Here is a 24834-nt window from a genome sequence, read left to right on the forward strand (position 1 = left end):
ATTGTTGTTATGTCGAGACGGCCCGTTCGAGCGGACCGTGCGACCAACATTAACTGCAATGTCAGGACAGGCGCCAGCACCACTCAGTTGAGGTGCAGTTCCACCCGTCGGTTGCGGGCGCGGCCCTCCTCGCTTTCGTTGTCGGTGAGCGGTTCACTCTCGCCGCGCCCCTGGCTGGTGACCTTGCCCGCCTCCAGCCCCTGGCTGATCAGGTAAACGGCCACGCTGCTGGCGCGGCGTTCGGAAAGTGCCTGGTTGTAGCTATCGGAGCCCACGTTGTCGGTATGCCCGATCACGCTTACTTTCGCCACTGTCGGTGAATCGAGCTTCGCCACCAGGCCTTGCAGGCGCTGCTGGGCCGCCGGGGTCAGCTCGGCGGAATCGAAGGCGAACATCACCACGCCGTTGTCATCCAGGATGATCACCTCTGGCGAGGGTTCAGGTTCAGTGGCAGGCGGCGATGCGGGGTACACCTTCAACGGGCAACCCATGTGGTCGACCGCAGTGTTGGCGGGGGTATCGGGGCAAAGATCGCGGCGGTCGAAAATACCGTCGCCATCTTCGTCGCCATCCTGGGCGTAACAGATCAGGCCCCCGGCAATGGCGCCAAGGGCACCGCCGCCAGCCGCCCAGCTCGAACTTTCGATGGCGCCCAGGCCACCACCGACCAGGCCGCCGAGCAGGCTGCAGATGGGCCAGGTCCTCTGGTTGAGCGGCGCGCTGCCATCGCTGTGGGTGGCGCAGCCCGCGAGCAGGCTGGCAGCCACCAACAGCGGCAGCGCCGCCTTCGACGTCACACTCATGCTGAATGCTCCTGTGTCATTGGCCACGGACGGTTGACCGCCGTGAAGGCGCGCCCGTGCCACTGCTCAAGGCACGGGCGCACGCCGCTCTACCGCTGGATCTTGATCTCGGTACGGCGGTTCATGGCGCGCCCATCGGCCGTGGCGTTGTCTGCCACCGGCTGGGTTTCACCGGCACCGACCACCGAAACGAAGCTGCTGCGCGGCACACCGCTCTCGACCAGGTAATCGGTCACCGAGTGGGCACGGCGCTCGGACAGTTTCTGGTTGTAGCTGTCGGAGCCGACGCTGTCGGTATGGCCGCTGACGCTCAGGCGGGCGGACGGCGCTTCCTGTTTCAGGCGCGTGGCAATGGTGTTGAGGCGCTCCTTGTCGCTGGCGGTCAGGCGCGCAGAGTCGAACTCGAAGTGCACATCGCGGATGACGATGACTTCTTCCTTCTGCACCACCACTTCCTCGACCACCGCGGCCGGCTCTGGCGGGCAGCCGTTGGCATCGACCTGCACACCGCGCGGGGTGCCTGGGCACTTGTCACGGCTGTCCGGCACGCCGTCGCCATCCTCGTCGCCATCGCCATGGGCCCAGCAATAGCCCGCCGCCAGGCCACCGCCCAGCAACGCGCCCCAACCAGCCCAGCTGGAGCTCTCGATGGCGCCCAGGGCAGCGCCGCTTACACCCCCGACGGCGGCACATTTCGGCCAGTCGGTCTTTTGCAAACCTGCACAACCAGTCAACACACTGGTGAGCAGAACCAGGGGTATCGCTGTGCGTACTATGCTCATTTCATTGCTTCTCCTAGGGGGAATCGGCATAAGGCCGATTTCAGGGAGTAAAGACCGAGCATCTGATCCCTGCCACCAATAAGCCACGACACAGTCACATGCCTCTTTGCCCGCACGCTGCGGCCCGCTAGTCTTGGACGACTTCAACGAGGATTGCCAATGACCGACGGTTTTTCCCAGCGCACCCCGCAGCAGGCCCTGGCGGCCCTGCTCGAGCGCTTCACCCCGCAACGCCTGCTGCTGGTGGGCACGCGCTTCCCGGCGCTGGACGCCTTCGCCCAGGCGCACCCACAGGTAACCATCGCCACGGCCGCCCCAGGCCCGCTGCCGGCCGAACTGGCAGCCCAGCGCTTTGACCTGGCGGTACTGGTGGACTGCCTGGAGCACCTGCCCAAACGCACCGGCCTGGAATTGCTCGGCGGCATTCGCAACCTCAATGCCAGCCGGGTCGCGGTGCTGGCCGACCTGGCCGCCTGTGGCTGGCAAGACACCGATTTCTTTGCCCTGGCCCTGTCGGCCAGCGAGAAATTCCGCCGTGACCAGCAGGTATTGAGCCTGTTCACCTATGATCTACATGACTACAAGCAGGTACCGGACTGGCTGAATGCCAAGTTCTGGGCCAACCCTGAAAACTTCGGCAAGTACTGGTGGTGATGATGAGTGTCTCGGTCTGCCCTTGTGGCAGTGGCAACCTGCTCGACGCCTGCTGCGGGCATTACCATGCCGGCACCCCGGCACCGGATGCCCAGGCGCTGATGCGCTCACGCTACAGCGCTTACGTGCTGGGCCTGGTCGACTATCTGGTGGCCACCACCCTGCCCGCCCAGCAAGCCGGCCTGGACCGTGCCGCCATGGCCGCCTGGAGCGCCCAGAGCACCTGGCTGGGCCTGGAGGTGGAAAGCGCAGAGGTGCTGGGCGGCCAGCCGGAGCACGGTTTTGTCACCTTCACTGCACGCTGGCACGACCAGGAGGGTGACCATCAGCACCGCGAGCGCTCGGCATTCGTCCAGCATGCCGGGCGCTGGTACTTCATCGACCCCACGGTCGGGCTCAATGCCGGGCGCAACGACCCCTGCCCCTGCGCCAGCGGCCAGAAGTTCAAGAAATGCTGCGCCAGTTACGTGGGTAGCTGAACATGATCGCCCGCACCCGCCCGCTGCTGCTCGCCACCCTGATGGCATGGCTGGCACTGCTGGCGGGCTGCGCCAGCTGGGGCAGTGACGACTGGCGCGAACCCGAGGTGCACCTGGTCGAGGTGGAGACGGTCAAGGCCAGGTTGCTGGAGCAGGAGTTCGTGCTGCATCTGCGAATCGACAACCCCAATGACAGCCGCCTGTTCATCCGCAACCTGTCGTATGCCATACGCCTCAACGACCTGTTGCTGGTGCAGGATGAAACCAGCGTGTGGCGTAGTGTCGGCGGGCATGCCCAGCGTACTTTCAAGATCACCGCGCGGACCAACCTGTGGCAGCACCTGAAACCACTGGCCAAGCTGCTGAAAAGCGAACAACCGCTGCACTACAGCCTGCAGGGCGAGCTGGCGACCGGGTTGCTCATCCATCGGGACCTGCACTTGTCGCGCAGTGGTGAGATAATCCCCGGTGATTACAAACCGGAGTAACCCTGCAATGTCCCAGCAACCCCACGTTCATGGCCCTGACTGCAACCACGATCATGATCACCACCACGATCATGGCCATGTACACGGCCCGCACTGCAACCACGGCCACCAGGAGCCGGTACGCAACGCCCTGAAGGACGTTGGCCGTAACGACCCGTGCCCGTGCGGTAGCCAGAAAAAGTTCAAGAAGTGCCACGGCGCCTGACCTGAACAGCGCTTGCGCGTCCCTGCCGCGGGCCGCGCAGTGGGTAGCCGGGGCCTAGCTGGCCCTGGCAGGCCCTGAAACCTTGCGCTGCAGCACCCCTGCGGTGGCCATGAGCAGCACGATGCACAGGGCCATGCAGATGGCATTGGTGCCATCCCAACCGACCGTGCCCAGCAACAGCGACGGGCTGAATGCGCCAATGGTCGCGAACACAGCAATGGCCAGATCGTTCTTCCCCTGCATCTGCATCGCTGCCGGGCTGTTTTGCAGCGTCTGCGCCAACAGCGCCCCACCGCCCACGTAGGTCAGGTTCCAACCCAGGCCCAGGGCTATCAGTGACAAGGTCATCATCGCGTAGCTGTGCGACCACATGTTCATGGCAGTGCAACCGATCAGCAGGCCCAGGCCGAGACAGATGGTGGCCCTGATGCCGAGTTTGTGGATGATGGCGCCGGTGAAGAACGACGGCGCAAACATGGCAATCACATGCCATTGAATCGCCAGGCGAACGTCGGAAAAGTCCTCATGCATGTGTTTCATGTGCATGGACGCCTGGATCATCAGCAAATTCATGATCCCATAGCCCAGCGCGGCCACTGCCATGGCCACGGCAACCACCGGGCTCAGCGGCTCGGCGGTGGTGCCAGCCGGTTTCGCTGCACGGTCGTTACTGGCGGTGCCGGTATCGCCGGGCAGGCAGGCCGCTGTCAGCAACGACATCACCGCCAAGCCGACAAAAGCGGCGTAGCACAGCGAAAACAGCGGATACCCACCAACGTCCCTCAGCCACTCGGTGAGCGCCGGCCCGACCACGGCAGCGATCACCCCACCGGCCACGACCAGGGAAAGCGCCTTGGGCTTCAGGTTCTGAGCCAGATTGTCGGTGGCCGCGAAGCGATTGAAGTTGGCAAACGCAATGTAGATGCCCAACGCCGAATGGCTGATCACCAGCGTCGGGAAGTGCTGGTACTGCACAGCCAGGTAACCACTGATGCCAGACACCGCCAAAGGGATCGAGCCCAGCATGAAGGCGCGCTTGCGGCCAATACGGCTCATCAGCCTGGAGACCGGATAGGTGGCGAGCATCAGGCAGAGGAACTGGAAACCATAGGGCACGGTGGACCACGTGGCGGCAGGCGCCAGCGCCGCCCCGACAATGGCCGCCATGGTCACGGACATGACCGCAGTCGTCAGGTTGATCGATTGCGCGGTGAAATACAGGTACGTGCGCCGCGGAAGTGTGCTCGACATAGCGTGTGCTCACGGTTGGTGGACGGGTCGATTTCGGTATTGGGAAAGATGCCGACAGGTGCATGGTCGCATCTGCCACGCCCTGAAATTCGAACAGTCGACGCGCTTTCCGGTTAACTGTTAGGCTGCTTTTTCTAACAGCTGCTGGACCCGCCATGCGCCCGCACAGCCTTCATGACCAGTTGAAACAGCGCCTCGAAGCCGGCGAATGGCTGCCCGGCCAGCGCATGCCGTCCATCCGCAAGCTGACGGCGGCGGCTGGCTGCAGCTACCACGATGTCGTCTCCAGCTATGCCCGGCTGGTCAGCGAAGGTGTGTTGACCGCCATTCCCGGCCGCGGCTACTTCGTCGCCAGCCACACACGGCAAACCAGTGCGGTGGATGCGCCCGCAGGCATGGCCGGCGATCCGCTGTTCAAGCTGCTGCAGGGGGGCCAGCACTACATCAAACTGGGCAGCGGCTGGCTGCCACCCGCCTGGCGTGACACCGAGCTGCTGGCCAAGGCGATTCGGCGCACGGCGCGGCTGGAGCAGAGTTCGCTGGCGGAATATGGCGACATCCAGGGCTACCTGCCCATGCGCAAACAGCTGTGCGTGCACCTGAAACGCCTGACCCGTGTCGATGCCCGGCCAAGCCAGTTGCTGACTACGCTGGGCGCCACACAAGCGCTGGACCTGGTGGCGCGGTTGTTGATCAAGCCAGGCGATCACGTGTTCGTCGACGAGCCCGGCAACGGCAACCTGATCAAACTGATCCAGTTGGCCGGCGGCCACGTGGTCGGGGTGCGCCGAACCCAGGACGGACCAAGCGTGGAAGACATGCAGGAGCACCTGGCCAGGCACAAGGTCAAGGCGTTCTTCTGCAACAGCACCTTCCACAACCCGACCGGCGGCAACATCAGCCCGCACAATGCCTTCAGCGTCCTGCGCCTGGCGGTGGAACACGACTTCTTCGTGGTCGAGGACGATGTCTACGGCGACTTCAGCCCGGGTGTGCGCCAGACCTTTGCCGAACTGGACAACCTTGAGCGGGTCATCTACATCGGCAGCTTCTCGAAATGCCTGTCCGCTTCATTGCGCGTGGGCTACATCGCCTGCTCGGCAGAGCTGATAGAGCCGCTGACGCGCCTGAAGCTGCTGACCTGCGTGGCGGTGCCGGCGTTTTGCGAACGCTTCGTCAACACCATCTTGTCCGACGGCACCTATGCCCGGCACATGCAAGACCTGCAGCAGCGCCTGATCCGGCAGCAGGCGCAGACCCAGCAGTTGTTGCGGGCGCGTGGCTGGCAGTTCGACATAACGCCCCAAGGCGGCATGTTCCTGTGGGTCTACCACCCCGAACTGGCCGACCTGCAGCCTTTCATGCGTCGCCTGGAACAGCACAAGGTGCTATTGATGCCAGGCTCGGCCTTCGCCGTCAGCCGTGACTATCAGCGCCTTGCTCGCATCAATTGCACGCACTTTTCCGACGCCGTGGCCGAACATTTCAAGGTTTGAGTCGGCACTGGCAAATAAACCGCCCAGGGACCTTGCACGGCGCCTGCGCGCTCACTACCTTAGCGCCTTTCGAAACCCGCCACGCCTTGCAGGAGCCCTTGTCATGGCCGCCTCCGCCTTTCCTCCATTCCGCCCGCGGTTCGCAACCGCTGCCACGCTGCTCGGCATGCTCGGGCTGGCCGGCTGCCAGACGGGCGGCTACCAGGGCAGCGTGCCACCGACCAGCGGCGTGCAGCCGCTCAAGGGCCTGGCGCAGAACGTCTCGGTACGGCGCAACGCAATGGGCGCACCACTGATCGAAAGCAGCAGCTTCCATGACGCCCTGTTCAGCCTGGGCTATGTGCATGCCGGCGACCGCATCGAGCAGATGGTCGCCATGCGCCTGCTGGCCCAGGGCCGCCTGGCCGAACTGGCCGGCAGCGACGCGCTGGACATCGACCGCCTGATGCGCGCGGCCAACCTCAAGCAGAGCGCCGCCCAGCAGTACGCCGACGCCTCGCCACGGCTCAAGCGCTTCTTCGAAGTGTATGCACGCGGGGTCAACGCCTACCTGTTCCGCTACCGCGACAAGCTGCCCGCCGGCCTGGCCAGCAGTGGCTACCGCCCCGAATACTGGAAGCCCGAGGACTCGGCGCTGATCTTCAGCCTGTATGCGTTCAGCCAGTCGGTGAACCTGCAGGAAGAACTGAGCGCCCTGACCCTGGCGCAGAAAGCCGGCAGCGACAAGCTGGCCTGGCTGCTGCCCGGTGCCCCGGACGAGCCGTTGGCCGAAGCCGAAGTGGACAAGCTCAAGGGCCTGAACCTGGCCAGCCAGTTGCCGGGGCTGCCGGCCCTGGCAGCTGCCAGCCAGAAGCTGGCCGACCTCGACCTTCTGGGCAGCCCGGGCTCGGCCAACCTGGCCCTGGCGCCGCAGCGCAGCCGCAGCGGCAAGAGCCTGCTGGCCAGCGACAGCCGAGCCGCCTGGGCCCTGAGCCCGGTACAGATCCACACCGGCAAGTACCAGGTCGCCGGCCTGTCGTTGCCCGGCCTGCCAATCGTGCTGGCCGGCTACAACGGCAAGCTGGCCTGGAGCAGCAGCGCGGTCATGGCCGACAACCAGGACCTGTACCTGGAGCAACTGCGCCACCAGGGCAGCCAGCTGAGCTACCTGGCCGACGGCAAATGGCTGCCGGCCCGCGCCCGTAGCGAAACCTTCTTCGTCCGCGGCCAGCGCCCGCTGCGCGAGGTGATGTACGACACCCGCCACGGCACCCTGCTGGCCCAGCCAGGCAATGCCAGCCTGGGCCTGGCGCTGAATCTGCCACAGTTCAAGGGCGACCGCAGCCTGGATGCGCTGTTCGACCTGACCCGTGCCAAGAGCGTGGAGCGTGCCTTCGACAGCACCCGTGAAGTGACCGCCGCCGCCCTCAACTTCGTCTTCGCCGAACCCGAGCACATCGGCTGGCAAGTCAGTGGCCGCTACCCCAACCGCCGCGAAGGCCAGGGCCTGCTGCCCTCGCCGGGCTGGGACGGGCGCTACGACTGGGACGGCTATGCCGACCCGATGCTGCACCCTTACGACCAGGACCCGCCCGCCGGCTGGATCGGCCACGCCAACCAGCGCAGCCTGCCGCGTGGCTATGGCATGCAGCTGTCCAGCACCTGGTACTACCCCGAGCGCGCCGAGCGCCTGGCCCAGCTGGCCGGCAATGGCCGCCACGACAGCCGCAGCCTGATGGCCCTGCAGAACGACCAGACCACACTGCTGGCCGACAAGCTCAAGCAGATGTTCGACGCCCCGGGCATGGCCCAGCCGCTCAAGCAGGCGATCGACGCCCTGCCCGCCGCACAGCGCGACAAGGCCAGCGACGCGCTGGCCCGGCTCAAGGCCTTCGATGGGCGCCTGAGCCCGGTATCGGCCGATGCCGCACTGTACGAACTGTTCCTCCAGGAAGTGGCCCGGCAAACCTTCCTCGACGACCTGGGCCCGGAATCCGGCCCGGCCTGGCAGGCTTTCGTCAGCAATGCGCGGTTGTCGTTCTCGGCGCAGGCCGACCACCTGCTGGGCCGCGACGACAGCCCGTTCTGGGATGACCGCAGCACGCCGCAGACAGAAGACAAGCCGGCCATTCTCGCCCGCAGCCTGGCTGGCGCGGTGGATGCCGGCACCGCGCAACTGGGCGCCGACCGCCGCGCCTGGCAGTGGGGCAAGCTGCACCAGTACCGCTGGCCTGCACCGGCCTACCATGGCCTGGGCGACGCCCTTGGCCGCTCGCCGCTGGCTGCCGGTGGCGACTTCACCACCCTGGCCCTGACGCCCTACGCCTGGGGCAGCGACTTCGACACCCGCCTGCCGGCCTCGGCGCGGATGATCGTCGACTTCGGCCAGGCCGAGCCGTTGCAGGTGCTGACCAGCAGCGGGCAGTCCGGCAACCCGGCCAGCACGCATTACAGCGACGGGCTGGATGCCTGGTTCAAAGGGCGCTTCATGAGCCTGCCACTGCAGCAGCAGAACTTCGGGCGAGCGTATGGCAACCAGCGTTTGACGTTGGTGCCTGGGCGCTAGTGGAGCCTTTCCTGCTTACCGGCAGCCGCCCAGCTACCTAGCATCCTCGGTGCCGCACTGTTCCCGGACAGGAGCGGCACACTTTCCATCAAGAGGATGAGAACATGGCTACAGAAACCCTGAAAATTGAAATTTCCTGGCCTGATACGCTCAAAGTTCCAGCTGGCGCTACCGTCAATGCACAACTTTGGGTGGGAACCGCAATCGCCGACTACCGCATGATCAGCGACGGAGATGCCTGCGCCCCTGCGGTTACTTCACCCGTCACCCTGGAAATCACTTACGATACCGAGGACCTGCTGCCAAACAGCGTCGATACCACTTGGGATCACTTCCGTGCTTCGCCATATTTGATGCATGACGGCAAACGCCTGAACATCGCCCGCGTCGCCAAGATCAGTATCGAAGAAGCCCGAAAAACGGGCTGGAAGGTCGCTATTTCCTGACGCGGGTCTGGCAGCCCTCGAGAGGGCTGCCTCACACATAGAACTTGTCGCGGGCCTCGACACTCTGACCTAGCAAGCCCTACTCCAGACGTTGAGCCATGGACCTCGTCATCGCCCGCCCCGAAGGCCTGTACTGTCCGCCCGGTGATTTCTACATTGACCCCTGGCGGCCAGTGGAGCGTGCCGTCATCACCCACGGCCACGGCGACCATGCCCGCGTCGGCAACCGCAATTACCTCACCGCCGCCCCAGGCGCCGGCATCCTGCGCAGCCGCCTGGGCCAGGACATCAACCTGCAAACCCTGCCGTACGGCGAACGCCTGCTGCACCATGGCGTAACCCTGAGCCTGCACCCGGCCGGGCATGTACTGGGCTCGGCGCAAGTGCGTCTGGAGTACCAGGGCGAAGTCTGGGTCGCCTCCGGCGACTACAAAGTGGAACCCGACGGCACCTGCACGCCGTTCGAACCGGTGCGCTGCCACACGTTCATCACCGAATCGACCTTCGGCCTGCCCATCTACCGTTGGCCCAGCCAGGGCGAGATCTTCACCGGCATCAATAACTGGTGGCGCGCCAATAGCGAACAGGGCAAAGCCAGCGTGCTGTTCTGCTATGCCTTCGGCAAGGCCCAGCGAATCCTCCACGGGCTGGACGCCAACATTGGTCCTGTCCTCGTGCATGGCGCTGTCGAACCACTCAACCGGGTGTACCGGGACGCTGGCGTCTACCTTCCGCAAACCCGCTATGTGGGCGATATCCCACGCAACGACCCGCTGCTGCGCCAGGCACTGGTCCTGGCACCGCCTTCGGCGGGTGGCAGCAGCTGGATGCGCCGTTTCGGTGACTACAGCGATGCCTTTGCCAGTGGCTGGATGCTGTTGCGCGGCACCCGCCGCCGGCGCGGGGTAGACCGAGGTTTCGTGCTCTCGGACCATGCCGATTGGCCGGGGTTGCTCTGGGCCATCGGCCAGACTGGCGCAGAACGCGTGATGGTCACCCATGGCTCGGTCAATGTGCTGGTGCGCTATCTCATCGAACAAGGCCTCGATGCCCGCGCCTTCGTGACCGAGTACGGCGAGGAAGATGACGTGGTAGCCGCGGAGCCAGACGCATGAAAGCATTCGCCGAGCTGTACCTGAGGCTGGATGCGACTACCTCCAGCACTGCAAAGCTCACGGCGCTACGCGACTACTTCAGCACCGCCCCGGCTGGGGATGCCGCCTGGGCGGTGTACTTCCTGGCAGGTGGCCGCCCTCGCCAACTGGTGCCTACACGCGTGCTGCGGGAGCTGGCCGGCAGATTGGCGGGGCTGCCTGACTGGCTGTTCGAGGAATGCTACCAGGCCGTTGGCGACCTGGCCGAAACCATTTCCCTGCTGGTACCGGAAAGCCACCACCCTGGCGACGACGGCCTCGCCCGCTGGGTCGAAGCCCATCTGTTGCCATTGCGTGGCCTGCCGGTCGAGGAGATCCAGCAACGCCTGCCGCCTCTTTGGGCCCAGTTGGACCGCCCCAGCCTGATGCTCTGCCTGAAACTCATCACTGGCAGCTTTCGCGTGGGGGTATCGAAGCTGTTGGTCACTCGCGCCCTCGCGCAACTGGCCGGGCTGGATGCCAAACGCGTGGCCCAGCGCCTGGTTGGCTACACCGACATCAGCCACCGCCCGACGGCAGCCAGCTATCAACGGCTGATAGCCCCGGAATCAGACGATGAATATAGCCAGCGTGGCGGCCAGCCCTACCCGTTTTTTCTGGCCCACCCCCTGCAGGTACCAACCGAACAGCTCGATGCACTGCTCGGGCCGCCGAGCGAATGGCAGATCGAATGGAAATGGGACGGCATTCGCGCCCAGGTGGTCAAGCGCGAAGGCCAGCTGTGGGTCTGGTCGCGCGGTGAGGAACTGGTCACCGAACGCTTCCCCGAATTGCACAGCCTGGCGCAGACGCTACCCGACGGTGTCGTGCTCGATGGCGAGATCCTGGTGTGGAAACCCGGCGGCTCAGCGGCTGAACTGGCTGTACAGCCCTTTGCCATGTTGCAGCAGCGCCTGGGTCGCAAGACCTTGGGCAAGAAGCTGCTGAGCGACGCGCCGGTCGTGCTGCAGGCCTATGACCTGCTGGAATGGCGAGGCGAGGACTGGCGCAGCCGGCCGCAGCATGCACGCCGCCAACAGCTGGAACACGTGCTTGAGCAGCACCCATTGGCCCCGGTGTTGCTCTCGCCTCTACTCGAAGGCCGGGACTGGGCCGACCTTGCCTACCAGCGCGAACAGTCCCGCAGCCTGGGGGTGGAAGGGCTGATGCTGAAACAGCGCGAGGCCTTGTATGGCGTGGGGCGCACCAAGGACATGGGCACCTGGTGGAAGTGGAAGATCGACCCGTTCAGCGTCGATGCCGTGCTGATCTATGCCCAGCGCGGCCACGGCCGGCGGGCCAGCTTGTACAGCGACTACACCTTCGCCGTGTGGGACGCGCCAGCCGGTACGCCGGGGCGGGCACTGGTCCCCTTTGCCAAGGCCTATTCAGGGCTCAGTGACGAAGAGATGCGCAAGGTCGACGCCATCATCCGCAAGACCACGGTTGAAACCTTCGGGCCGGTGCGCAGCGTGACGCCGACGCTGGTGTTCGAGCTTGGCTTCGAGGGCATCGCGCTGTCCAGGAGGCACAAGAGCGGCATTGCCGTGCGCTTTCCGCGGATGCTGCGCTGGCGGCTGGACAAGCCGGTGGAGGAAGCGGATGACCTGGCTACATTGCAGGCGCTGCTGGCCTGAAACAATTTCTGGACCGTGCTGGCTTCTTCGCGGGTAAACCCGCTCCCACAGGTCATGCACAAAAGCTGGGTTTTGCGCGATCCCTGTGGGAGCGGGTTTACCCGCGAAGAAGCCAGCGCGGTGGCCAGGAGGGCACCGATGCAGGCGCAAGGCCAAAAACTGTGCTTCTATCTGTGTGCCGCCCCGTGTCGCAGACCGTTTTCGCCACGCACCCAGGACCACCATGCACCATTCAACTCACGACCTGCTCTCGCCCGTTCCGGGCATTACCCGCCAGTTGCACAGCTTCCACTTCGGACCTCGCGGTGGCGGCAAAGTCTATATCCAGGCCTCGCTGCATGCCGACGAGCTGCCCGGCATGCTGGTGGCCTGGCACCTCAAGCGCCGCCTGGGTGAACTGGAACAGCAAGGCCGCCTGCAGCGCGAGATCATCCTGGTGCCGGTGGCCAACCCGGTCGGCCTGGAACAGGTGCTGCTGGACGCGCCGCTGGGGCGTTTCGAACTGCAAAGCGGCGAGAACTTCAACCGTAACTTCGTCGACCTTTCCGACAGCATCGGCGACCAGATCGAAGAACACCTGACCGAAGACCCGGCACACAACCTCGCACTGATCCGCGAATACCTGCGCCGGGGGCTGGACGCACACCCGGCGCGCACACCGCTGCAGGCCCAACGCCTGATACTGCAGCGCCTGGCCTGCGATGCCGACATGGTGCTGGACCTGCACTGCGACTTCGAGGCGGTCGAGCACCTGTACACCACGCCAGACGCCTGGCCGCAGATCGAACCGCTGGCCCGCTACCTGGGTGCCCAGGCAAGCCTGCTGGCCACCGATTCGGGCGGGCAGTCGTTCGATGAATGCTTCAGCCTGGTGTGGTGGCAGTTGCAGCAACGCTTCGGCAAACGGTTCCCGATTCCGCTGGGCTGCTGCTCGGTCACCGTCGAGCTGCGCGGCCAGGCCGATGTCAGCCACGACCTGGCCAGCAAGGACTGCCAGGCGATCCTCGATTTCCTGACCCATGCGGGGGTCATCGAAGGCGCAAGCCCGGCCCTGCCCGACTTGCGCTGCCCGGCCACGCCGCTGGCCGCCGTCGAACCGGTGATAACGCCACTGGGCGGGCTGCTGGTGTACCACGCCCGGCCAGGCCAGCACCTGGAAGCGGGCCAGTTGATCGCTGAAGTCATCGACCCGCTCAGCGACCGGGTGACTGCCATCCACAACAGCCAGCCCGGCCTGCTGTATGCACGTAACGTACGGCGCATGGCTACCGCCGGCATGGTCATCGCCCACGTCGCAGGCGAGCAGGTATGCCGCAGCGGCTACCTGCTGGCAAACTGATCCGGTAAAACCATTGCACCTGGCTGGTTGTCTGTAGAAACACAGCCACCGAAGGACCCTATGCCCCATGCCCGCCGCCACCGACCTCGCCAAGGCCTGGTTCGCCAAGCGTGGCTGGAAGCCTTTCGCTTTCCAGCGCCGTGTATGGGCGGCCGTGGACCGGGGCGAATCCGGCTTGCTGCATGCCAGTACCGGTGCCGGCAAGACCTACGCCGTATGGCTCGCCGCGCTGCGGGCCTTCAAGGCCGAAGCCCAGGGGCGTCATGCTGCACCCCTGCAGGTGGTGTGGGTTACCCCCATGCGTGCCTTGGCCGCCGACACCGCCCGCGCGCTGCAGTTGCCGCTGGACGACCTGGGCCTGCCCTGGAGCGTGGGCGTTCGCAGCGGCGACACCGGCAGCGCCGAACGTGCCCGGCAAGCACGGCGCCTGCCCAGCGTACTGGTCACTACCCCTGAAAGCCTTACGCTGCTGTTGACCCGGGCACAAGCCCGCGAAGACTTCGCCACGCTGCGCCTGGTAGTGGTAGACGAATGGCACGAACTGCTGGGCAACAAGCGCGGGGTACAACTGCAACTGGCGCTGGCCCACCTGCGCCACTGGCACCCGAGCCTGCCGACCTGGGGCCTGTCCGCCACCCTCGGCAATCTTCAACATGCGCTGGACGTATTGCTGCCAAAAGGCGGCTTGCTGGTACAAGGCCGACAAGACAAGCCGCTGCAGGTCGATACCCTGCTGCCAACGGCCATCGAGCGCTTCCCCTGGGCAGGGCACATGGGCTTGAAGATGCTCGACCAGGTAAGCCGGGAGATCGATGCCAGCACCAGTTGCCTGGTATTCACCAACACGCGGGCACAGGCCGAACTCTGGTACCAGGCCCTGCTCGAAGCACGCCCCGACTGGGCCGGCCTGATTGCCTTGCACCATGCCTCGCTGGCCCGCGATACCCGTGACTGGGTCGAGCGCAGCCTCAAGCAAGGCAGCCTGAAGGCAGTGGTCTGCACCTCCAGCCTGGACCTGGGGGTGGACTTCCTGCCCGTGGAGCGAGTACTGCAGATCGGTTCCGCCAAGGGCATTGCCCGCCTCGTGCAACGGGCCGGGCGCTCCGGCCACGCGCCGGGGCGGCGCTCCCGGGTTACTCTGGTGCCCACCCACAGCCTGGAACTGGTGGAAGCGGCCGCCGCCAGGCAGGCCTTGGCAGCCGGGCACATCGAGGCCCGTCATTCGCCGCGCTTGTGCATGGACGTGCTGGTGCAACACCTGGTCAGCATGGCCCTGGGCAGTGGCTTTCACCCGGAGCAGTTACTGGCCGAAGTGCGCAGCACCTGGGCCTTTCGCGAGTTGCGCGACAGCCAGTGGCAATGGGCGCTGGACTTCGTCTGCCATGGCGGCAGTTCACTCAGCGCCTACCCGGACTACCAGCGCGTCGAGCGCCAGGCCGACGGTGCTTACCGGGTTGCCAGCGAACGCCTGGCACGTCGCCACCGCATGAGTATCGGTACTATCGTCAGTGACGCCAGCCTGCAGCTCAAGTACTGGAGCAAGGGCGGCGGAGGCAAGGCGCTGGGCAGCGTCGAAGAGGCGTTCATTGCCCGTTTGCGCCCTGGCGATACCTTGCTGTTCGCCGGGCGAGTGCTGGAACTGGTGCGCGTGGAAAACATGACCGCCTACGTACGCCGCAGCACCGCGCGCAAGGCAGCGGTCGCTCGCTGGAATGGTGGCCGCATGCCGCTTTCCAGCGAACTGGCCGACGCACTGGTCGAGCAGCTTGGCGCAGCATCCCAAGGGTGCTTCCAAGGCCCGGAGATGCGTGCAGTGCGCCCTCTGCTGACCTTGCAGGCGCTATGGTCGGCGCTGCCCACCCCCGGCACGCTGCTGGCCGAGACCTTCAAGTCGCGCCAAGGTTGGCACCTGTTCCTGTACCCGTTCGCCGGACGCATGGCCAACCTTGGCCTGGCCAACCTGATTGCCTGGCGAGTGAGCCGCGTGCAGCCGCTTTCGGTTTCGATTGCCGTCAATGACTACGGGTTCGAACTGCTCAGCCCGGGCAACGTGGACTGGGCAACGCATCTGCCACAGGCGCTGGTTACCGAACACCTGCTGGAGGATGTGCTGGCCAGCCTCAATGCTGGAGAAATGGCATTGCGCCGTTTTCGCGAGATCGCGCAGATTGCCGGGCTGGTGTTTGGCGGGTATCCGGCGGCGCAGAAAAGCCTGAGGCAGATCCAGGCCTCCAGCGGTTTGTTCTATGAGGTTTTTCGCAAGCACGACGCCGGCAACTTGCTGCTGGCTCAGGCACGGGACGAAGTGCTGAATGAGGAACTGGAGATCGAGCGGCTGCACCGTCAATTGCTGAAAATGGGGCAGTTACGGCTGGAGCTGCGACAGCTTGAGCGGCCCGGGCCGTTGGCATTTGCCTTGCTGGTGGAAGGCATGCGCGAAACGTTGAGCACCGAGAAACTGGCGGACCGGATTGCCAGGATGGTCGCGGAACTGAACAGTGCGGCGGACGCTACGGAATGACCAACTTCCTATCCATCGAACACCATGGCCAGGTGCTCTGGCTGCTTTCGGACAAGGCCATCTACTGGCCAGCCCGTCGTGCCCTGCTGGTGGCCGACGTGCACATCGGCAAGGCAGCAAGCTATCGCGCCCTGCACCAACCGGTACCACGCGGCACCACCGAAGCGACACTCGAGCGCCTGGATGCATTGCTGGCCGCGCATGATTGCGAGCAACTGATCGTTCTTGGCGATTTCCTGCATGCCCGAACAGCGCGGGCGCCGGCAACGCTCACCAGGCTGCAGACATGGAGGGAACGGCACAAGGCCCTGAAAATCGTGCTGATACGCGGCAATCATGATCGCAACGCCGGTGATCCACCCGTGACGCTCGAAATAGAAGTCATGAACGAACCCTGGCTGCTTGAACCCTTCGCGCTCCAGCACGAACCCGAACCGCACCCCAGCCACCCGGTACTGGCAGGCCATGTACATCCGGTATTTGTACTGCGTGGCAAGGCTCGGCAACGCCTGCGACTGCCCTGCTTCCTGATCGATGGCCAGGTCAGCCTGTTGCCGGCGTTCGGTGAATTCACCGGGGGTTGGGAAATCGCGCCCACGAGCGCCAGCCGGGTGTACCTGGCAGGGGCAGACCGTGTCTGGGCGCTCTAGCGGAGTCAACTCAGGCTACAGGCGCCGGAGGGGGCTCATCAGGCAAGGTTGGCTCGCCCGGTTCCATGGGTGGTGTTTCACCGGGCTCCGGCGGTTGCGGGGTATCCGGGTCAGGCTGGTGGGGCACGCCGCCCGCCTGCATGGGCAGCGGGTGTGCCAGCAGTGACCATGGCAGCAACCCGACGTGATTGGGCTGCAGAACTGCCAGCTTGGCACTGATTGCGGGGTGGAGTTTCATTGGCTGCTCCTGACAAGGCCGCTGCGCATCATGCGCACCGACGTTATCCAGTTGGAGTGCCAAAGGCGCGGGGAATTCCCCGCGCTCGTCGGCTCAGGTACGCGGCAGGGTGACGCCGCGTTGGCCCTGGTACTTGCCGCCACGGTCCTTGTACGACACTTCGCATTCTTCGTCGGACTGCAGGAACAGCATCTGGGCCACACCTTCGTTGGCGTAGATCTTCGCCGGCAGCGTGGTGGTGTTGGAGAACTCCAGTGTCACATGGCCTTCCCACTCGGGCTCGAGCGGGGTGACGTTGACGATGATGCCGCAACGGGCGTAGGTGCTCTTGCCCAGGCAGATGGTCAGCACATCACGCGGAATGCGGAAATACTCGACGGTGCGCGCCAGGGCGAAGGAGTTCGGCGGGATGATGCATACGTCGCTCTTGATGTCGACGAAACTGCCGGCATCGAAGTTCTTCGGGTCGACGGTGGCCGAGTTGATGTTGGTGAACACCTTGAATTCGTCGGCGCAGCGCACGTCGTAGCCGTAGCTGGAGACGCCGAAGGAGATCACCCGGCTGTCCTGTTCGCCGCGCACCTGGCGCTCGACGAACGGTTCGATCATGCCGTGTTCCTGCGCCATGCGGCGAATCCACTTGTCCGATTTGATGCTCATGGCGGGGTGTCCTGAAGAGTTGCGAGGTGAAAAATCGAGACGCGCATCTTACCGGTCCCGGCGCCCAGGTTAAAGTTCCATGCCTCATCCCGCGCCGGGCGGGGGCTGCAGCCGCCGTCGATCCGAATTTGCGTAAAGCGCCTTCTGACCATTGGCAGGTTGCGGAAAGTGGGGTAAGGTGGCGCCACTGTGCTGCACGTGACACCGAGAATCTCTAGTTTGATGCACGATCCTGATCGGCCCATCGCTGAATTTTCTGCTCTCTTTGCGCTCAGTCCCGGCCAGGGTTTTTCCTGACCGTTATCAAATTGTCCAAGGAGACAGAAAAATGTCCAACCGTCAATCCGGTGTTGTTAAGTGGTTCAACGATGAGAAAGGCTACGGCTTCATCACCCCTCAGTCGGGCGACGACCTGTTCGTGCACTTCAAAGCCATCCAAGCTGACGGCTTCAAAACCCTGAAAGAAGGCCAGGCTGTTACTTTCGTCGCTACCCGCGGCCAGAAAGGCATGCAGGCTGAAGAAGTTCAGATCGCCTAAGTCGATCGAAGCTTCCTAGCTTTCAAAAAACCCGCCTTCCGGCGGGTTTTTTATGCCTGGCCGAAAGACCGAGTCGGCCTCTTCGCGGGTAAACCCGCTCCCACAGGGACAGCGCGGTACTTGAAGGCTGCGCTGTACCTGTGGGAGCGGGTTTACCCGCGAAGCAGGCGACTCGGTCTGCCAGTCAATCTTCGCTGATGGTAATGCTAGGCATCGCCGGCGCAGCAGCTTCCTGCAGCACGATCCGCGCGCCCACCTGGCGGGCCAGTTCCTGATAGACCATGGCAATCTGGCTTTCCGGCTCGGCGATCGCCGTCGGCTTGCCACTATCGGCCTGCTCGCGGATCAGCATCGACAGCGGCAACGATGCCAGCAGGTCGACACCATACTGGCTCGCCAGCTTCTCGCCACCGCCTTCGCCGAACAGGTGCTCGGCATGGCCGCAGTTCGAGCAGATATGCACGGCCATGTTCTCCACCACGCCCAGCACCGGGATGTTGACCTTGCGGAACATCTCCACGCCCTTCTTGGCATCCAGCAAGGCCAGGTCCTGCGGGGTGGTGACGATCACCGAACCGGCCACCGGTACCTTCTGCGCCAGGGTCAGCTGGATGTCACCGGTGCCCGGCGGCATGTCGATCACCAGGTAATCCAGGTCGTCCCAGGCGGTCTGGGTCACCAGCTGCAGCAGCGCGCCGGAAACCATCGGGCCACGCCATACCATCGGCGTGTTGTCGTCAGTCAGGAACGCCATGGACATGACTTCCACGCCATGGGCCTTGATCGGCACGAACCACTTCTGCTCGCGAATCTGCGGGCGGGTGCCTTCGGCGATGCCGAACATCACGCCCTGGCTGGGGCCATAGATATCGGCATCGAGAATACCCACCCGCGCACCCTCGCGGGCCAGCGCCAGCGCCAGGTTGGCCGCGGTGGTCGACTTGCCCACACCGCCCTTGCCCGAGGCCACGGCGATGATGTTCTTGACGTTGGCCATTGCCGGCACCTGGGCCTGGGCCTTGTGCGCGGCCACCACGCAGTCGATCGACACCTGGGCACTGCTGACGCCCTCGAGGTTGCCGATGGCGGTCTGCAGCACCTGGGCCCAGCCGTTCTTGAACAGCCCTGCGGCATAACCCAGCTGCAACTGCACGCTGACCTGCCCGCCCTGGATATCGATGGCGCGCACGCAGCCGGCGCTGACCGGGTCCTGGTTCAGGTAGGGGTCGGTGTACTGGCGAAGCACGCCTTCGACGGCGGCACGGGTGACGGCACTCATGGAGACTCCCAATGGCAAACTGAATGTAAAACAGACGCCTATCCTAACCCGTCAATCGTCAGCAGATGCGCATGCGGGGTGAAATATCTTCGCCAGCCCTTTATAGTGGCCGATCAACCTCATTTTTACCCCGTCGCCAGATAAGTAGCCGAGCCACCATGTCCGAGCCACGTCAGATTCTCGTCACCAGCGCCTTGCCCTATGCCAACGGATCGATCCACCTTGGCCATATGCTCGAGTACATCCAGACAGACATGTGGGTCCGCTTCCAGAAGCTGCGCGGCAACCAGTGCATCTACGTCTGCGCCGACGACGCCCACGGTTCGGCCATCATGCTGCGCGCCGAGAAGGAAGGCATCACCCCGGAACAGCTGATCGCCAACGTCCAGGCCGAACACAGCAGCGACTTCGCCGACTTCCTGGTGGACTTCGACAACTTCCACTCCACCCACAGCGAAGAGAACCGCGAGCTGTCGGGCCTGATCTACGCGCGCCTGCGTGACGCCGGGCATATCGCCACCCGTTCGGTGACCCAGTACTTCGACCCGGAAAAGGGCATGTTCCTCGCCGACCGCTTCATCAAGGGCACCTGCCCCAAGTGCGCGGCCGAAGACCAGTACGGCGACAACTGCGAGAAATGCGGCGCCACCTACGCGCCCACCGAGCTGAAGAACCCTAAGTCGGCGATCTCCGGCGCCACCCCGGTACTGCGTGATTCCCAGCACTTCTTCTTCAAGCTGCCGGACTTCCAGGCCATGCTGCAGCAGTGGACCCGTAGCGGCACGCTGCAGGACGCGGTAGCCAACAAGCTGGCCGAATGGCTGGACTCGGGCCTGCAGGAATGGGACATCTCCCGCGACGCGCCGTACTTCGGCTTCGAGATCCCGGGCGAGCCAGGCAAGTACTTCTACGTGTGGCTGGACGCACCGATCGGCTACATGGCCAGCTTCAAGAACCTCTGCGCACGCCGCCCGGAGCTGGACTTCGACGCGTTCTGGAACGAGGGCTCCAAGGCCGAGCTGTACCACTTCATCGGCAAGGACATCGTCAACTTCCACGCCCTGTTCTGGCCAGCCATGCTCGAAGGCGCCGGCTTCCGCAAGCCGAGCGCGGTCAACGTGCACGGCTACCTGACCGTGAACGGCGCCAAGATGTCCAAGTCGCGCGGTACCTTCATCAAGGCCCGCACCTACCTGGACCACCTGCAGCCGGAATACCTGCGTTACTACTACGCGGCCAAACTGGGCCGTGGTGTCGATGACCTGGACCTGAACCTGGAAGACTTCGTGCAGAAGGTCAACTCCGACCTGGTCGGCAAGGTGGTCAACATCGCCAGCCGCTGCGCCGGTTTCATTCACAAGGGCAACGAAGGCGTGATGGTGGCTGGCGATGCCGCACCGGAGCTGACCGAAGCCTTCCTGGCGGCCGCCCCGTCGATCGCCGACGCCTATGAAGGCCGCGACTTCGGCCGTGCCATGCGCGAAATCATGGCACTGGCCGACCGCGCCAACGCCTGGATCGCCGACAAGGCCCCATGGTCGCTGGCCAAACAGGAAGGCAAGCAGGATGAAGTGCAGGCCATCTGCGCCCAGGGCATCAACCTGTTCCGCCAACTGGTGATCTTCCTCAAGCCTGTTCTGCCAGTGCTGGCCGCCGACGCCGAGGCCTTCCTCAACGTGGCACCGCTGACCTGGAACGACCACCTGTCGCGCCTGGAAAACCACCAGCTGAACCCGTTCAAGGCGCTGATGAGCCGTATCGAACCGGCCAAGGTCGAAGCCATGGTCGCCGCCAGCAAGGAAGACCTGCTGGCCGCCGAAGCCAAGACCCCGGCCGGCAACGGCGAGCTGGCCAAGGACCCGCTGTCGGCGGAAATCGAGTTCGACACCTTCGCAGCCGTCGACCTGCGCGTGGCACTGATCGTCAAGGCCGAGGCCGTGCCGGGTGCCGACAAGCTGCTGCAACTGACCCTGGACATCGGTGACGAGCGCCGCAACGTGTTCTCCGGCATCAAGTCGGCCTACCCCGACCCGTCCCAGCTGGAAGGCCGCCTGACCATGATGGTGGCCAACCTCAAGCCACGCAAGATGCGCTTTGGCGTGTCCGAAGGCATGGTCATGGCGGCCGGGCCTGGCGGTGAAGAGATCTACCTGCTGAGCCCGGACAGCGGTGCCAAGCCGGGCCAGCGCATCAAGTAACAAAACCTGCTGGACCTTGTGGGAGCGGGCGTGCCCGCGAAACGGACTACGCGGTGCATGGCACCGGCGCTGCCGGTGTTCGCGCGCACGCCCGTTCCCACAATGACTCCGGCACCTTGATGCCAAACCCGGACAATCGCCCCGATTCCCGGCTATCGTCATCTCATGAGCGACTACATCCTGGTCCTGATCAGCGCTGCGCTGGTCAATCACCTGTGCCTGCAACAACAGCCACTCCCAAGGCTGCACCTCCATGTGCACGGCCTCGCCTGCGCACTGTGCATTGCCTTGGGCGTGATCGGCGCACAACTACTGGTGCGCGGGGTGCTTGCCCCGCTGCAGGCCCAGGACCTTGCCCTGTTCCTGTTGCTGCCCTGGCTGGCCGTGCTCGCCTGGGGCGTGCCATGGCTGCTGACAAGGTGGCGCCCGAGCTGGCCGGTGACGCAACTGCCCGCGCTGCTGTTGAGCAACGCGGTAGTACTGGGGTTGGCCCTGCAACAGTCAAGCGACGACAGCACATGGCTCGCTACCTTGCTGCAAGGCCTGCTGGCCGGCGGCGGCTTCTGGCTGGCGTTGGTGCTGTTCGCCGACCTGCGCCAGCGCAGCGCTCATGCCGACGTCCCGGGGGCAATGCGCGGCCTGCCCATCGAACTGCTTGGGGCCGGGGTAATGGCCATGGCGTTTTCCGGCTTCAACGGGCTGTTCGCCCAATGACCGCCAAGCCCGACCCGCGGCTACGCACCAGCATGGGCCTGGTGTTGCTGGCCTGCGTACCTGGCCTGTTGGCGCTGTTCTGGCTGCACGGCTGGAGTTTGCTACTGAACCTGTTGCTGTGCGCCAGCGCCGCGCTGCTGTGCGAGGCGCTGTTGCTTACCTTGCGAGCACAACCGCTGCGCACGGCGCTGAACGACGGCAGCGCGCTGGTGACCGCCGTGCTGCTGGCCGCCGCCCTGCCCACCCTGGCACCCTGGTGGTTGCCTGTGGTCGCAGCCAGCGTTGCCATCGGCATCGGCAAGCAGGCCTTTGGCGGGGTCGGGCGCAATCTGTTCAACCCGGCCATGGTCGGCTACGCCTTCGTGCTGCTGAGCTTCCCGTTGCAGATGAACCATTGGCCGGGGCCGACACCAGGCCTGCTCGACAGCCTGCAGCTGGTGTTCGCCGGCGGCGAGCAGATCGATGCCTGGGCCCGGCCGACACTGCTCGACGGCCTGCGCCACAACCGCAGCCTGACCATCGATGAACTGTTCGCCAGCCACCCGGGCTTCGGCAGCATCGGTGGGCAGGGCAGCGAATGGGTCAACCTGGCGTTCCTGCTGGGCGGCCTGTTTTTGCTGCAACGCAAGGTGATCAGCTGGCATGCGCCGGTTGGCCTGCTGGCAGGGTTGTTCCTGTTCAGCCTGCTGGGCTGGAATGGCCCGGGTTCGGACTCCAACGGCTCCCCCCTGCTGCACCTGTTCTCCGGCTCGACCATGATGGCGGCGTTCTTCATTGCCACCGAACCGGTGTCCGGTCCGCGGCAGGAGTGGGCGAAGCTGGGGTTCGGTCTGGGGGCGGGCCTGCTGATCTACCTGATCCGCACCTGGGGCAGCTACCCGGACGGTACGGCGTTCGCCATCCTGCTGATGAACCTCATGGCGCCGAGCCTCGAACGCCTGGCTTTGCAGCGCCAGCAGGTTGCACGATGAAGCGCCTGGTACGTGATGTGGGCCTGTTGCTACTGACCGGGGTACTGGCACTGTCGGCCACCCTGGCCTGGCGACACTGGACCAGCGCGGCCATCGCCGACGCCGAGAAACAACTGAATAGCCGTCAGCGGCTGGCAGTGCTGCCAGAAGGCAGTTACGACAACCAGCCCCTGGACAGCCCGCTGCCCAGGCCCGCCGCACAGCGGCCAAACAGCCGTATCCTGGCAGCTTACCGGGCGACGCTGGCGGGCAAGCCGGCCGCCATCATCCTGGTCACTCAGGCCCAGGGCTATGCCGGGCAGATCGTGCTGAGCGTGGCCATCACCCCGGACGGCCGGCTGATCGGCAGCCAGGTGGTCGAGCAACAGGAAAGCCCCGGGCTGGGTGCACGCCTGGGTGATCCGCAGCTGAACTGGCTTGGGCAATTTGCCAACCGCCAGTTGGGCGATCGCTGGGCGCTGAAACGCGACCAGGGCGACTTTGACCAGTTGGCTGGCGCAACCGTGACCTCACGGGCGGTGATCGGCGCGCTGCAAGAGGCGCTGAGCTACTTCGATGAGCAGCGCAGCGTATTGCTGGAGGGCGGCTCTCATGAATAGGTTCTACCTGCTCGGCGCAAGCCTGGTGCCCCTGTTGGGCGCCACCCGAACACTGAGCGAAGGCGCCACCATCGGCGTGTGTGCGGTGCTGATGAGCAGCCTTCACCAGCTGTTGCTGGCCCCCCTGCGCCAGCGGCTTGCCACCTGGACCTATGTGCTGGCCAGCCTGCTGCTGTTGGCGGCCCTGGCCAGTTGCCTGCAACTGGCGCTGCGTGCCTGGCTGCTGCCAGTGGCACTTGCCCTCGGCCACTACCCAGCACTGCTGTGCCTGCAATGCCTGGCCACTGACCACCTGCTGCCCGATCAAGGGCGCTGGCGCCTGCTCGCTGGCCACCTTTGTGCGCTGCTTGCCACATGCCTGCTGCTCGGCGCCAGCCGCCAATGGTTGGCCGACGGTACCGGCCTGCACCTGGTCAGCCTTGCCCCGGGCGCCTTGCTACTGCTCGGACTGCTGTTGGCCTTGTACAATCGCCTGCGTCCGGGCCCCGCCCAACCACGTCGTCAAGGAAAGCTCTGATTTCATGAATGCCGCCAAACGCCTGGAGATCTTTCGCAGGCTGCACGAAGACAACCCCGACCCGAAGACCGAACTGGCCTACACCACCCCGTTCGAACTGCTGGTCGCCGTGACACTGTCTGCGCAGTCCACCGATGTCGGCGTCAACAAGGCCACCGCACGCCTGTTCCCGGTCGCCAACACCCCCGAGGCCATCTATGCGCTGGGCGTCGAAGGCCTGAGCGAGTACATCAAGACCATTGGCTTGTACAACAGCAAGGCCAAGAACGTCATCGAAGCCTGCCGACTGCTGATCGAACGCCATGGCAGCCAGGTACCGCAAACCCGCGAAGCCCTGGAGGCGCTGCCCGGCGTGGGCCGCAAGACCGCCAACGTAGTGCTCAACACGGCGTTCCGCCAGCCAACCATGGCGGTGGATACCCATATCTTCCGGGTCAGCAACCGCACGGGCATTGCGCCAGGCAAGACGGTGCTGGAAGTGGAGAAAAAGCTGATCAAGTTCGTGCCAAAGGATTACCTGCTCGACGCCCACCACTGGCTGATCCTGCACGGGCGCTATGTGTGCCAGGCACGCAAGCCGCGCTGCGGCAGTTGCCGGATCGAAGATTTGTGCGAGTACAAGCACAAGACCTCCGACGATTGAGTCGATAGCTGGAAACCAGCTGCGGCGATTGAAAAAATCTTTTTTACC

Annotated in this window: 25 protein-coding genes; 19 read left to right on the plus strand and 6 right to left on the minus strand. The window is 64.7% G+C overall.

Features of this window, described 5'->3' with window-relative positions; genetic code table 11:
- Positions 1-83: 83 nt before the first annotated feature.
- Together CAG46_RS05915 and CAG46_RS05920 are read right to left on the minus strand one after the other, a co-directional pair.
- Positions 84-803, minus strand: a complete 720-nt coding sequence (locus tag CAG46_RS05915; protein WP_085614191.1) for an OmpA family protein — start codon at positions 801-803, stop codon at positions 84-86.
- 89 nt (positions 804-892) lie between these two features.
- Complete coding sequence (locus tag CAG46_RS05920) at positions 893-1585, minus strand: OmpA family protein (protein WP_025340371.1); 693 nt, start codon at positions 1583-1585, stop codon at positions 893-895.
- 159 nt (positions 1586-1744) lie between these two features.
- Here CAG46_RS05920 and CAG46_RS05925 point away from each other — a divergent pair, with 159 nt between their 5' ends.
- The 4 genes from CAG46_RS05925 to CAG46_RS05940 are packed head-to-tail and all read left to right on the plus strand — an operon-like array spanning position 1745 to position 3411.
- Positions 1745-2239, plus strand: coding sequence for a DUF6231 family protein (locus CAG46_RS05925; RefSeq protein ID WP_025340372.1), 495 nt, complete (start codon positions 1745-1747; stop codon positions 2237-2239).
- A 2-nt stretch (positions 2240-2241) separates the two neighbouring features.
- Positions 2242-2718 (plus strand): YchJ family protein, encoded by a 477-nt coding sequence (locus tag CAG46_RS05930; RefSeq protein ID WP_085614192.1) that lies wholly within the window; start codon positions 2242-2244, stop codon positions 2716-2718.
- 2 nt (positions 2719-2720) lie between these two features.
- A complete protein-coding gene (locus tag CAG46_RS05935) occupies positions 2721-3206 on the plus strand; it encodes an LEA type 2 family protein (protein WP_013973937.1) in 486 nt (161 codons plus the stop codon).
- 7 nt (positions 3207-3213) lie between these two features.
- Entirely contained in the window at positions 3214-3411 is a 198-nt protein-coding gene (locus CAG46_RS05940) for an SEC-C metal-binding domain-containing protein (protein ID WP_003258907.1), read from the plus strand.
- Between the two features lie 54 nt (positions 3412-3465).
- Here the strand turns inward: CAG46_RS05940 and CAG46_RS05945 are convergent, their stop codons facing one another.
- Entirely contained in the window at positions 3466-4662 is a 1197-nt protein-coding gene (locus tag CAG46_RS05945) for an MFS transporter (protein ID WP_085614193.1), read from the minus strand.
- Between the two features lie 155 nt (positions 4663-4817).
- Between CAG46_RS05945 and CAG46_RS05950 the strand changes: the two genes are divergently transcribed.
- From CAG46_RS05950 to pdeM, 8 genes are all read left to right on the plus strand, one after another.
- Positions 4818-6158 (plus strand): PLP-dependent aminotransferase family protein, encoded by a 1341-nt coding sequence (locus CAG46_RS05950; RefSeq protein ID WP_085614194.1) that lies wholly within the window; start codon positions 4818-4820, stop codon positions 6156-6158.
- Positions 6159-6261: 103 nt separating this feature from the next.
- Entirely contained in the window at positions 6262-8703 is a 2442-nt protein-coding gene (locus CAG46_RS05955; protein ID WP_085614195.1) for a penicillin acylase family protein, read from the plus strand.
- Positions 8704-8807: 104 nt separating this feature from the next.
- A complete protein-coding gene (locus tag CAG46_RS05960) occupies positions 8808-9149 on the plus strand; it encodes a hypothetical protein (RefSeq protein WP_085614196.1) in 342 nt (113 codons plus the stop codon).
- Between the two features lie 98 nt (positions 9150-9247).
- The gene (locus tag CAG46_RS05965) at positions 9248-10264 is read left to right on the plus strand and encodes a ligase-associated DNA damage response exonuclease (protein ID WP_085614197.1); all 1017 of its coding nucleotides are present in this window, start codon (positions 9248-9250) and stop codon (positions 10262-10264) included.
- Positions 10261-11919 (plus strand): ATP-dependent DNA ligase, encoded by a 1659-nt coding sequence (locus tag CAG46_RS05970; protein ID WP_085614198.1) that lies wholly within the window; start codon positions 10261-10263, stop codon positions 11917-11919. Before CAG46_RS05965 ends, CAG46_RS05970 begins: the two co-directional genes overlap by 4 nt.
- A 223-nt stretch (positions 11920-12142) precedes the next feature.
- Positions 12143-13258: a succinylglutamate desuccinylase/aspartoacylase family protein gene (locus CAG46_RS05975; protein WP_085590209.1), complete on the plus strand. Its 1116-nt coding sequence runs from the start codon at positions 12143-12145 to the stop codon at positions 13256-13258.
- A 67-nt stretch (positions 13259-13325) separates the two neighbouring features.
- Positions 13326-15779, plus strand: a complete 2454-nt coding sequence (locus CAG46_RS05980) for a ligase-associated DNA damage response DEXH box helicase (protein ID WP_085614199.1) — start codon at positions 13326-13328, stop codon at positions 15777-15779.
- Positions 15776-16429: a ligase-associated DNA damage response endonuclease PdeM gene (pdeM, locus tag CAG46_RS05985; protein WP_085614200.1), complete on the plus strand. Its 654-nt coding sequence runs from the start codon at positions 15776-15778 to the stop codon at positions 16427-16429. Before CAG46_RS05980 ends, pdeM begins: the two co-directional genes overlap by 4 nt.
- Before the next feature lie 10 nt (positions 16430-16439).
- Here the strand turns inward: pdeM and CAG46_RS05990 are convergent, their stop codons facing one another.
- Both CAG46_RS05990 and dcd read right to left on the minus strand, forming a co-directional pair.
- Positions 16440-16667 carry a hypothetical protein gene (locus CAG46_RS05990; protein ID WP_046614742.1) on the minus strand — a complete coding sequence of 76 codons (228 nt, stop codon included), beginning with the start codon at positions 16665-16667 and terminating at the stop codon, positions 16440-16442.
- Between the two features lie 93 nt (positions 16668-16760).
- Positions 16761-17327, minus strand: a complete 567-nt coding sequence (gene dcd, locus CAG46_RS05995) for a dCTP deaminase (protein ID WP_003258001.1) — start codon at positions 17325-17327, stop codon at positions 16761-16763.
- Between the two features lie 328 nt (positions 17328-17655).
- Here dcd and CAG46_RS06000 point away from each other — a divergent pair, with 328 nt between their 5' ends.
- A complete protein-coding gene (locus CAG46_RS06000) occupies positions 17656-17865 on the plus strand; it encodes a cold-shock protein (protein ID WP_003254922.1) in 210 nt (69 codons plus the stop codon).
- 184 nt (positions 17866-18049) lie between these two features.
- On the opposite strand, the gene apbC is transcribed toward CAG46_RS06000, so the two are convergent.
- Positions 18050-19144 (minus strand): iron-sulfur cluster carrier protein ApbC, encoded by a 1095-nt coding sequence (apbC, locus tag CAG46_RS06005; RefSeq protein ID WP_016713757.1) that lies wholly within the window; start codon positions 19142-19144, stop codon positions 18050-18052.
- 158 nt (positions 19145-19302) lie between these two features.
- On the opposite strand from apbC, the gene metG reads away from it, so the two are divergent.
- From metG to nth, 6 genes are all read left to right on the plus strand, one after another.
- Complete coding sequence (gene metG, locus CAG46_RS06010; protein WP_085614201.1) at positions 19303-21342, plus strand: methionine--tRNA ligase; 2040 nt, start codon at positions 19303-19305, stop codon at positions 21340-21342.
- A gap of 165 nt (positions 21343-21507) precedes the next feature.
- Positions 21508-22056, plus strand: a complete 549-nt coding sequence (locus tag CAG46_RS06015) for an Rnf-Nqr domain containing protein (protein WP_085614202.1) — start codon at positions 21508-21510, stop codon at positions 22054-22056.
- A complete protein-coding gene (locus tag CAG46_RS06020) occupies positions 22053-23027 on the plus strand; it encodes an RnfABCDGE type electron transport complex subunit D (protein ID WP_085614203.1) in 975 nt (324 codons plus the stop codon). The genes CAG46_RS06015 and CAG46_RS06020 overlap by 4 nt, the downstream gene beginning before the upstream one ends.
- Positions 23024-23626 (plus strand): RnfABCDGE type electron transport complex subunit G, encoded by a 603-nt coding sequence (locus CAG46_RS06025; RefSeq protein ID WP_085614204.1) that lies wholly within the window; start codon positions 23024-23026, stop codon positions 23624-23626. The genes CAG46_RS06020 and CAG46_RS06025 overlap by 4 nt, the downstream gene beginning before the upstream one ends.
- Positions 23619-24143, plus strand: a complete 525-nt coding sequence (locus CAG46_RS06030; RefSeq protein WP_085614205.1) for an NADH:quinone oxidoreductase — start codon at positions 23619-23621, stop codon at positions 24141-24143. Before CAG46_RS06025 ends, CAG46_RS06030 begins: the two co-directional genes overlap by 8 nt.
- Positions 24144-24147: 4 nt before the next feature.
- Positions 24148-24786 carry an endonuclease III gene (gene nth, locus CAG46_RS06035; RefSeq protein ID WP_025340388.1) on the plus strand — a complete coding sequence of 213 codons (639 nt, stop codon included), beginning with the start codon at positions 24148-24150 and terminating at the stop codon, positions 24784-24786.
- Positions 24787-24834: the final 48 nt, after the last annotated feature.

Source organism: Pseudomonas sp. B23(2017), assembly GCF_002113725.1.
GTDB lineage: Bacteria > Pseudomonadota > Gammaproteobacteria > Pseudomonadales > Pseudomonadaceae > Aquipseudomonas > Aquipseudomonas putida_Z.

What these genes read in the sequence shown, in the direction of transcription:
- CAG46_RS05925 (WP_025340372.1), top strand. Translation starts at nt 1,745, where the DNA reads ATGACCGACGGTTTTTCCCAGCGCACCCCGCAGCAGGCCCTGGCGGCC.
- CAG46_RS05970 (WP_085614198.1), top strand. Translation starts at nt 10,261, where the DNA reads ATGAAAGCATTCGCCGAGCTGTACCTGAGGCTGGATGCGACTACCTCC.
- CAG46_RS05950 (WP_085614194.1), top strand. Translation starts at nt 4,818, where the DNA reads ATGCGCCCGCACAGCCTTCATGACCAGTTGAAACAGCGCCTCGAAGCC.
- CAG46_RS05975 (WP_085590209.1), top strand. Translation starts at nt 12,143, where the DNA reads ATGCACCATTCAACTCACGACCTGCTCTCGCCCGTTCCGGGCATTACC.
- CAG46_RS06000 (WP_003254922.1), top strand. Translation starts at nt 17,656, where the DNA reads ATGTCCAACCGTCAATCCGGTGTTGTTAAGTGGTTCAACGATGAGAAA.
- dcd (WP_003258001.1), bottom strand. Translation starts at nt 17,327, where the DNA reads ATGAGCATCAAATCGGACAAGTGGATTCGCCGCATGGCGCAGGAACAC.
- metG (WP_085614201.1), top strand. Translation starts at nt 19,303, where the DNA reads ATGTCCGAGCCACGTCAGATTCTCGTCACCAGCGCCTTGCCCTATGCC.
- CAG46_RS06025 (WP_085614204.1), top strand. Translation starts at nt 23,024, where the DNA reads ATGAAGCGCCTGGTACGTGATGTGGGCCTGTTGCTACTGACCGGGGTA.
- CAG46_RS05940 (WP_003258907.1), top strand. Translation starts at nt 3,214, where the DNA reads ATGTCCCAGCAACCCCACGTTCATGGCCCTGACTGCAACCACGATCAT.
- CAG46_RS05980 (WP_085614199.1), top strand. Translation starts at nt 13,326, where the DNA reads ATGCCCGCCGCCACCGACCTCGCCAAGGCCTGGTTCGCCAAGCGTGGC.
- pdeM (WP_085614200.1), top strand. Translation starts at nt 15,776, where the DNA reads ATGACCAACTTCCTATCCATCGAACACCATGGCCAGGTGCTCTGGCTG.
- CAG46_RS05990 (WP_046614742.1), bottom strand. Translation starts at nt 16,667, where the DNA reads ATGAAACTCCACCCCGCAATCAGTGCCAAGCTGGCAGTTCTGCAGCCC.
- CAG46_RS05955 (WP_085614195.1), top strand. Translation starts at nt 6,262, where the DNA reads ATGGCCGCCTCCGCCTTTCCTCCATTCCGCCCGCGGTTCGCAACCGCT.
- CAG46_RS05945 (WP_085614193.1), bottom strand. Translation starts at nt 4,662, where the DNA reads ATGTCGAGCACACTTCCGCGGCGCACGTACCTGTATTTCACCGCGCAA.
- apbC (WP_016713757.1), bottom strand. Translation starts at nt 19,144, where the DNA reads ATGAGTGCCGTCACCCGTGCCGCCGTCGAAGGCGTGCTTCGCCAGTAC.
- CAG46_RS05930 (WP_085614192.1), top strand. Translation starts at nt 2,242, where the DNA reads ATGAGTGTCTCGGTCTGCCCTTGTGGCAGTGGCAACCTGCTCGACGCC.
- CAG46_RS06020 (WP_085614203.1), top strand. Translation starts at nt 22,053, where the DNA reads ATGACCGCCAAGCCCGACCCGCGGCTACGCACCAGCATGGGCCTGGTG.
- CAG46_RS05965 (WP_085614197.1), top strand. Translation starts at nt 9,248, where the DNA reads ATGGACCTCGTCATCGCCCGCCCCGAAGGCCTGTACTGTCCGCCCGGT.
- CAG46_RS06015 (WP_085614202.1), top strand. Translation starts at nt 21,508, where the DNA reads ATGAGCGACTACATCCTGGTCCTGATCAGCGCTGCGCTGGTCAATCAC.
- CAG46_RS05920 (WP_025340371.1), bottom strand. Translation starts at nt 1,585, where the DNA reads ATGAGCATAGTACGCACAGCGATACCCCTGGTTCTGCTCACCAGTGTG.
- CAG46_RS05915 (WP_085614191.1), bottom strand. Translation starts at nt 803, where the DNA reads ATGAGTGTGACGTCGAAGGCGGCGCTGCCGCTGTTGGTGGCTGCCAGC.
- CAG46_RS06030 (WP_085614205.1), top strand. Translation starts at nt 23,619, where the DNA reads ATGAATAGGTTCTACCTGCTCGGCGCAAGCCTGGTGCCCCTGTTGGGC.
- nth (WP_025340388.1), top strand. Translation starts at nt 24,148, where the DNA reads ATGAATGCCGCCAAACGCCTGGAGATCTTTCGCAGGCTGCACGAAGAC.
- CAG46_RS05960 (WP_085614196.1), top strand. Translation starts at nt 8,808, where the DNA reads ATGGCTACAGAAACCCTGAAAATTGAAATTTCCTGGCCTGATACGCTC.
- CAG46_RS05935 (WP_013973937.1), top strand. Translation starts at nt 2,721, where the DNA reads ATGATCGCCCGCACCCGCCCGCTGCTGCTCGCCACCCTGATGGCATGG.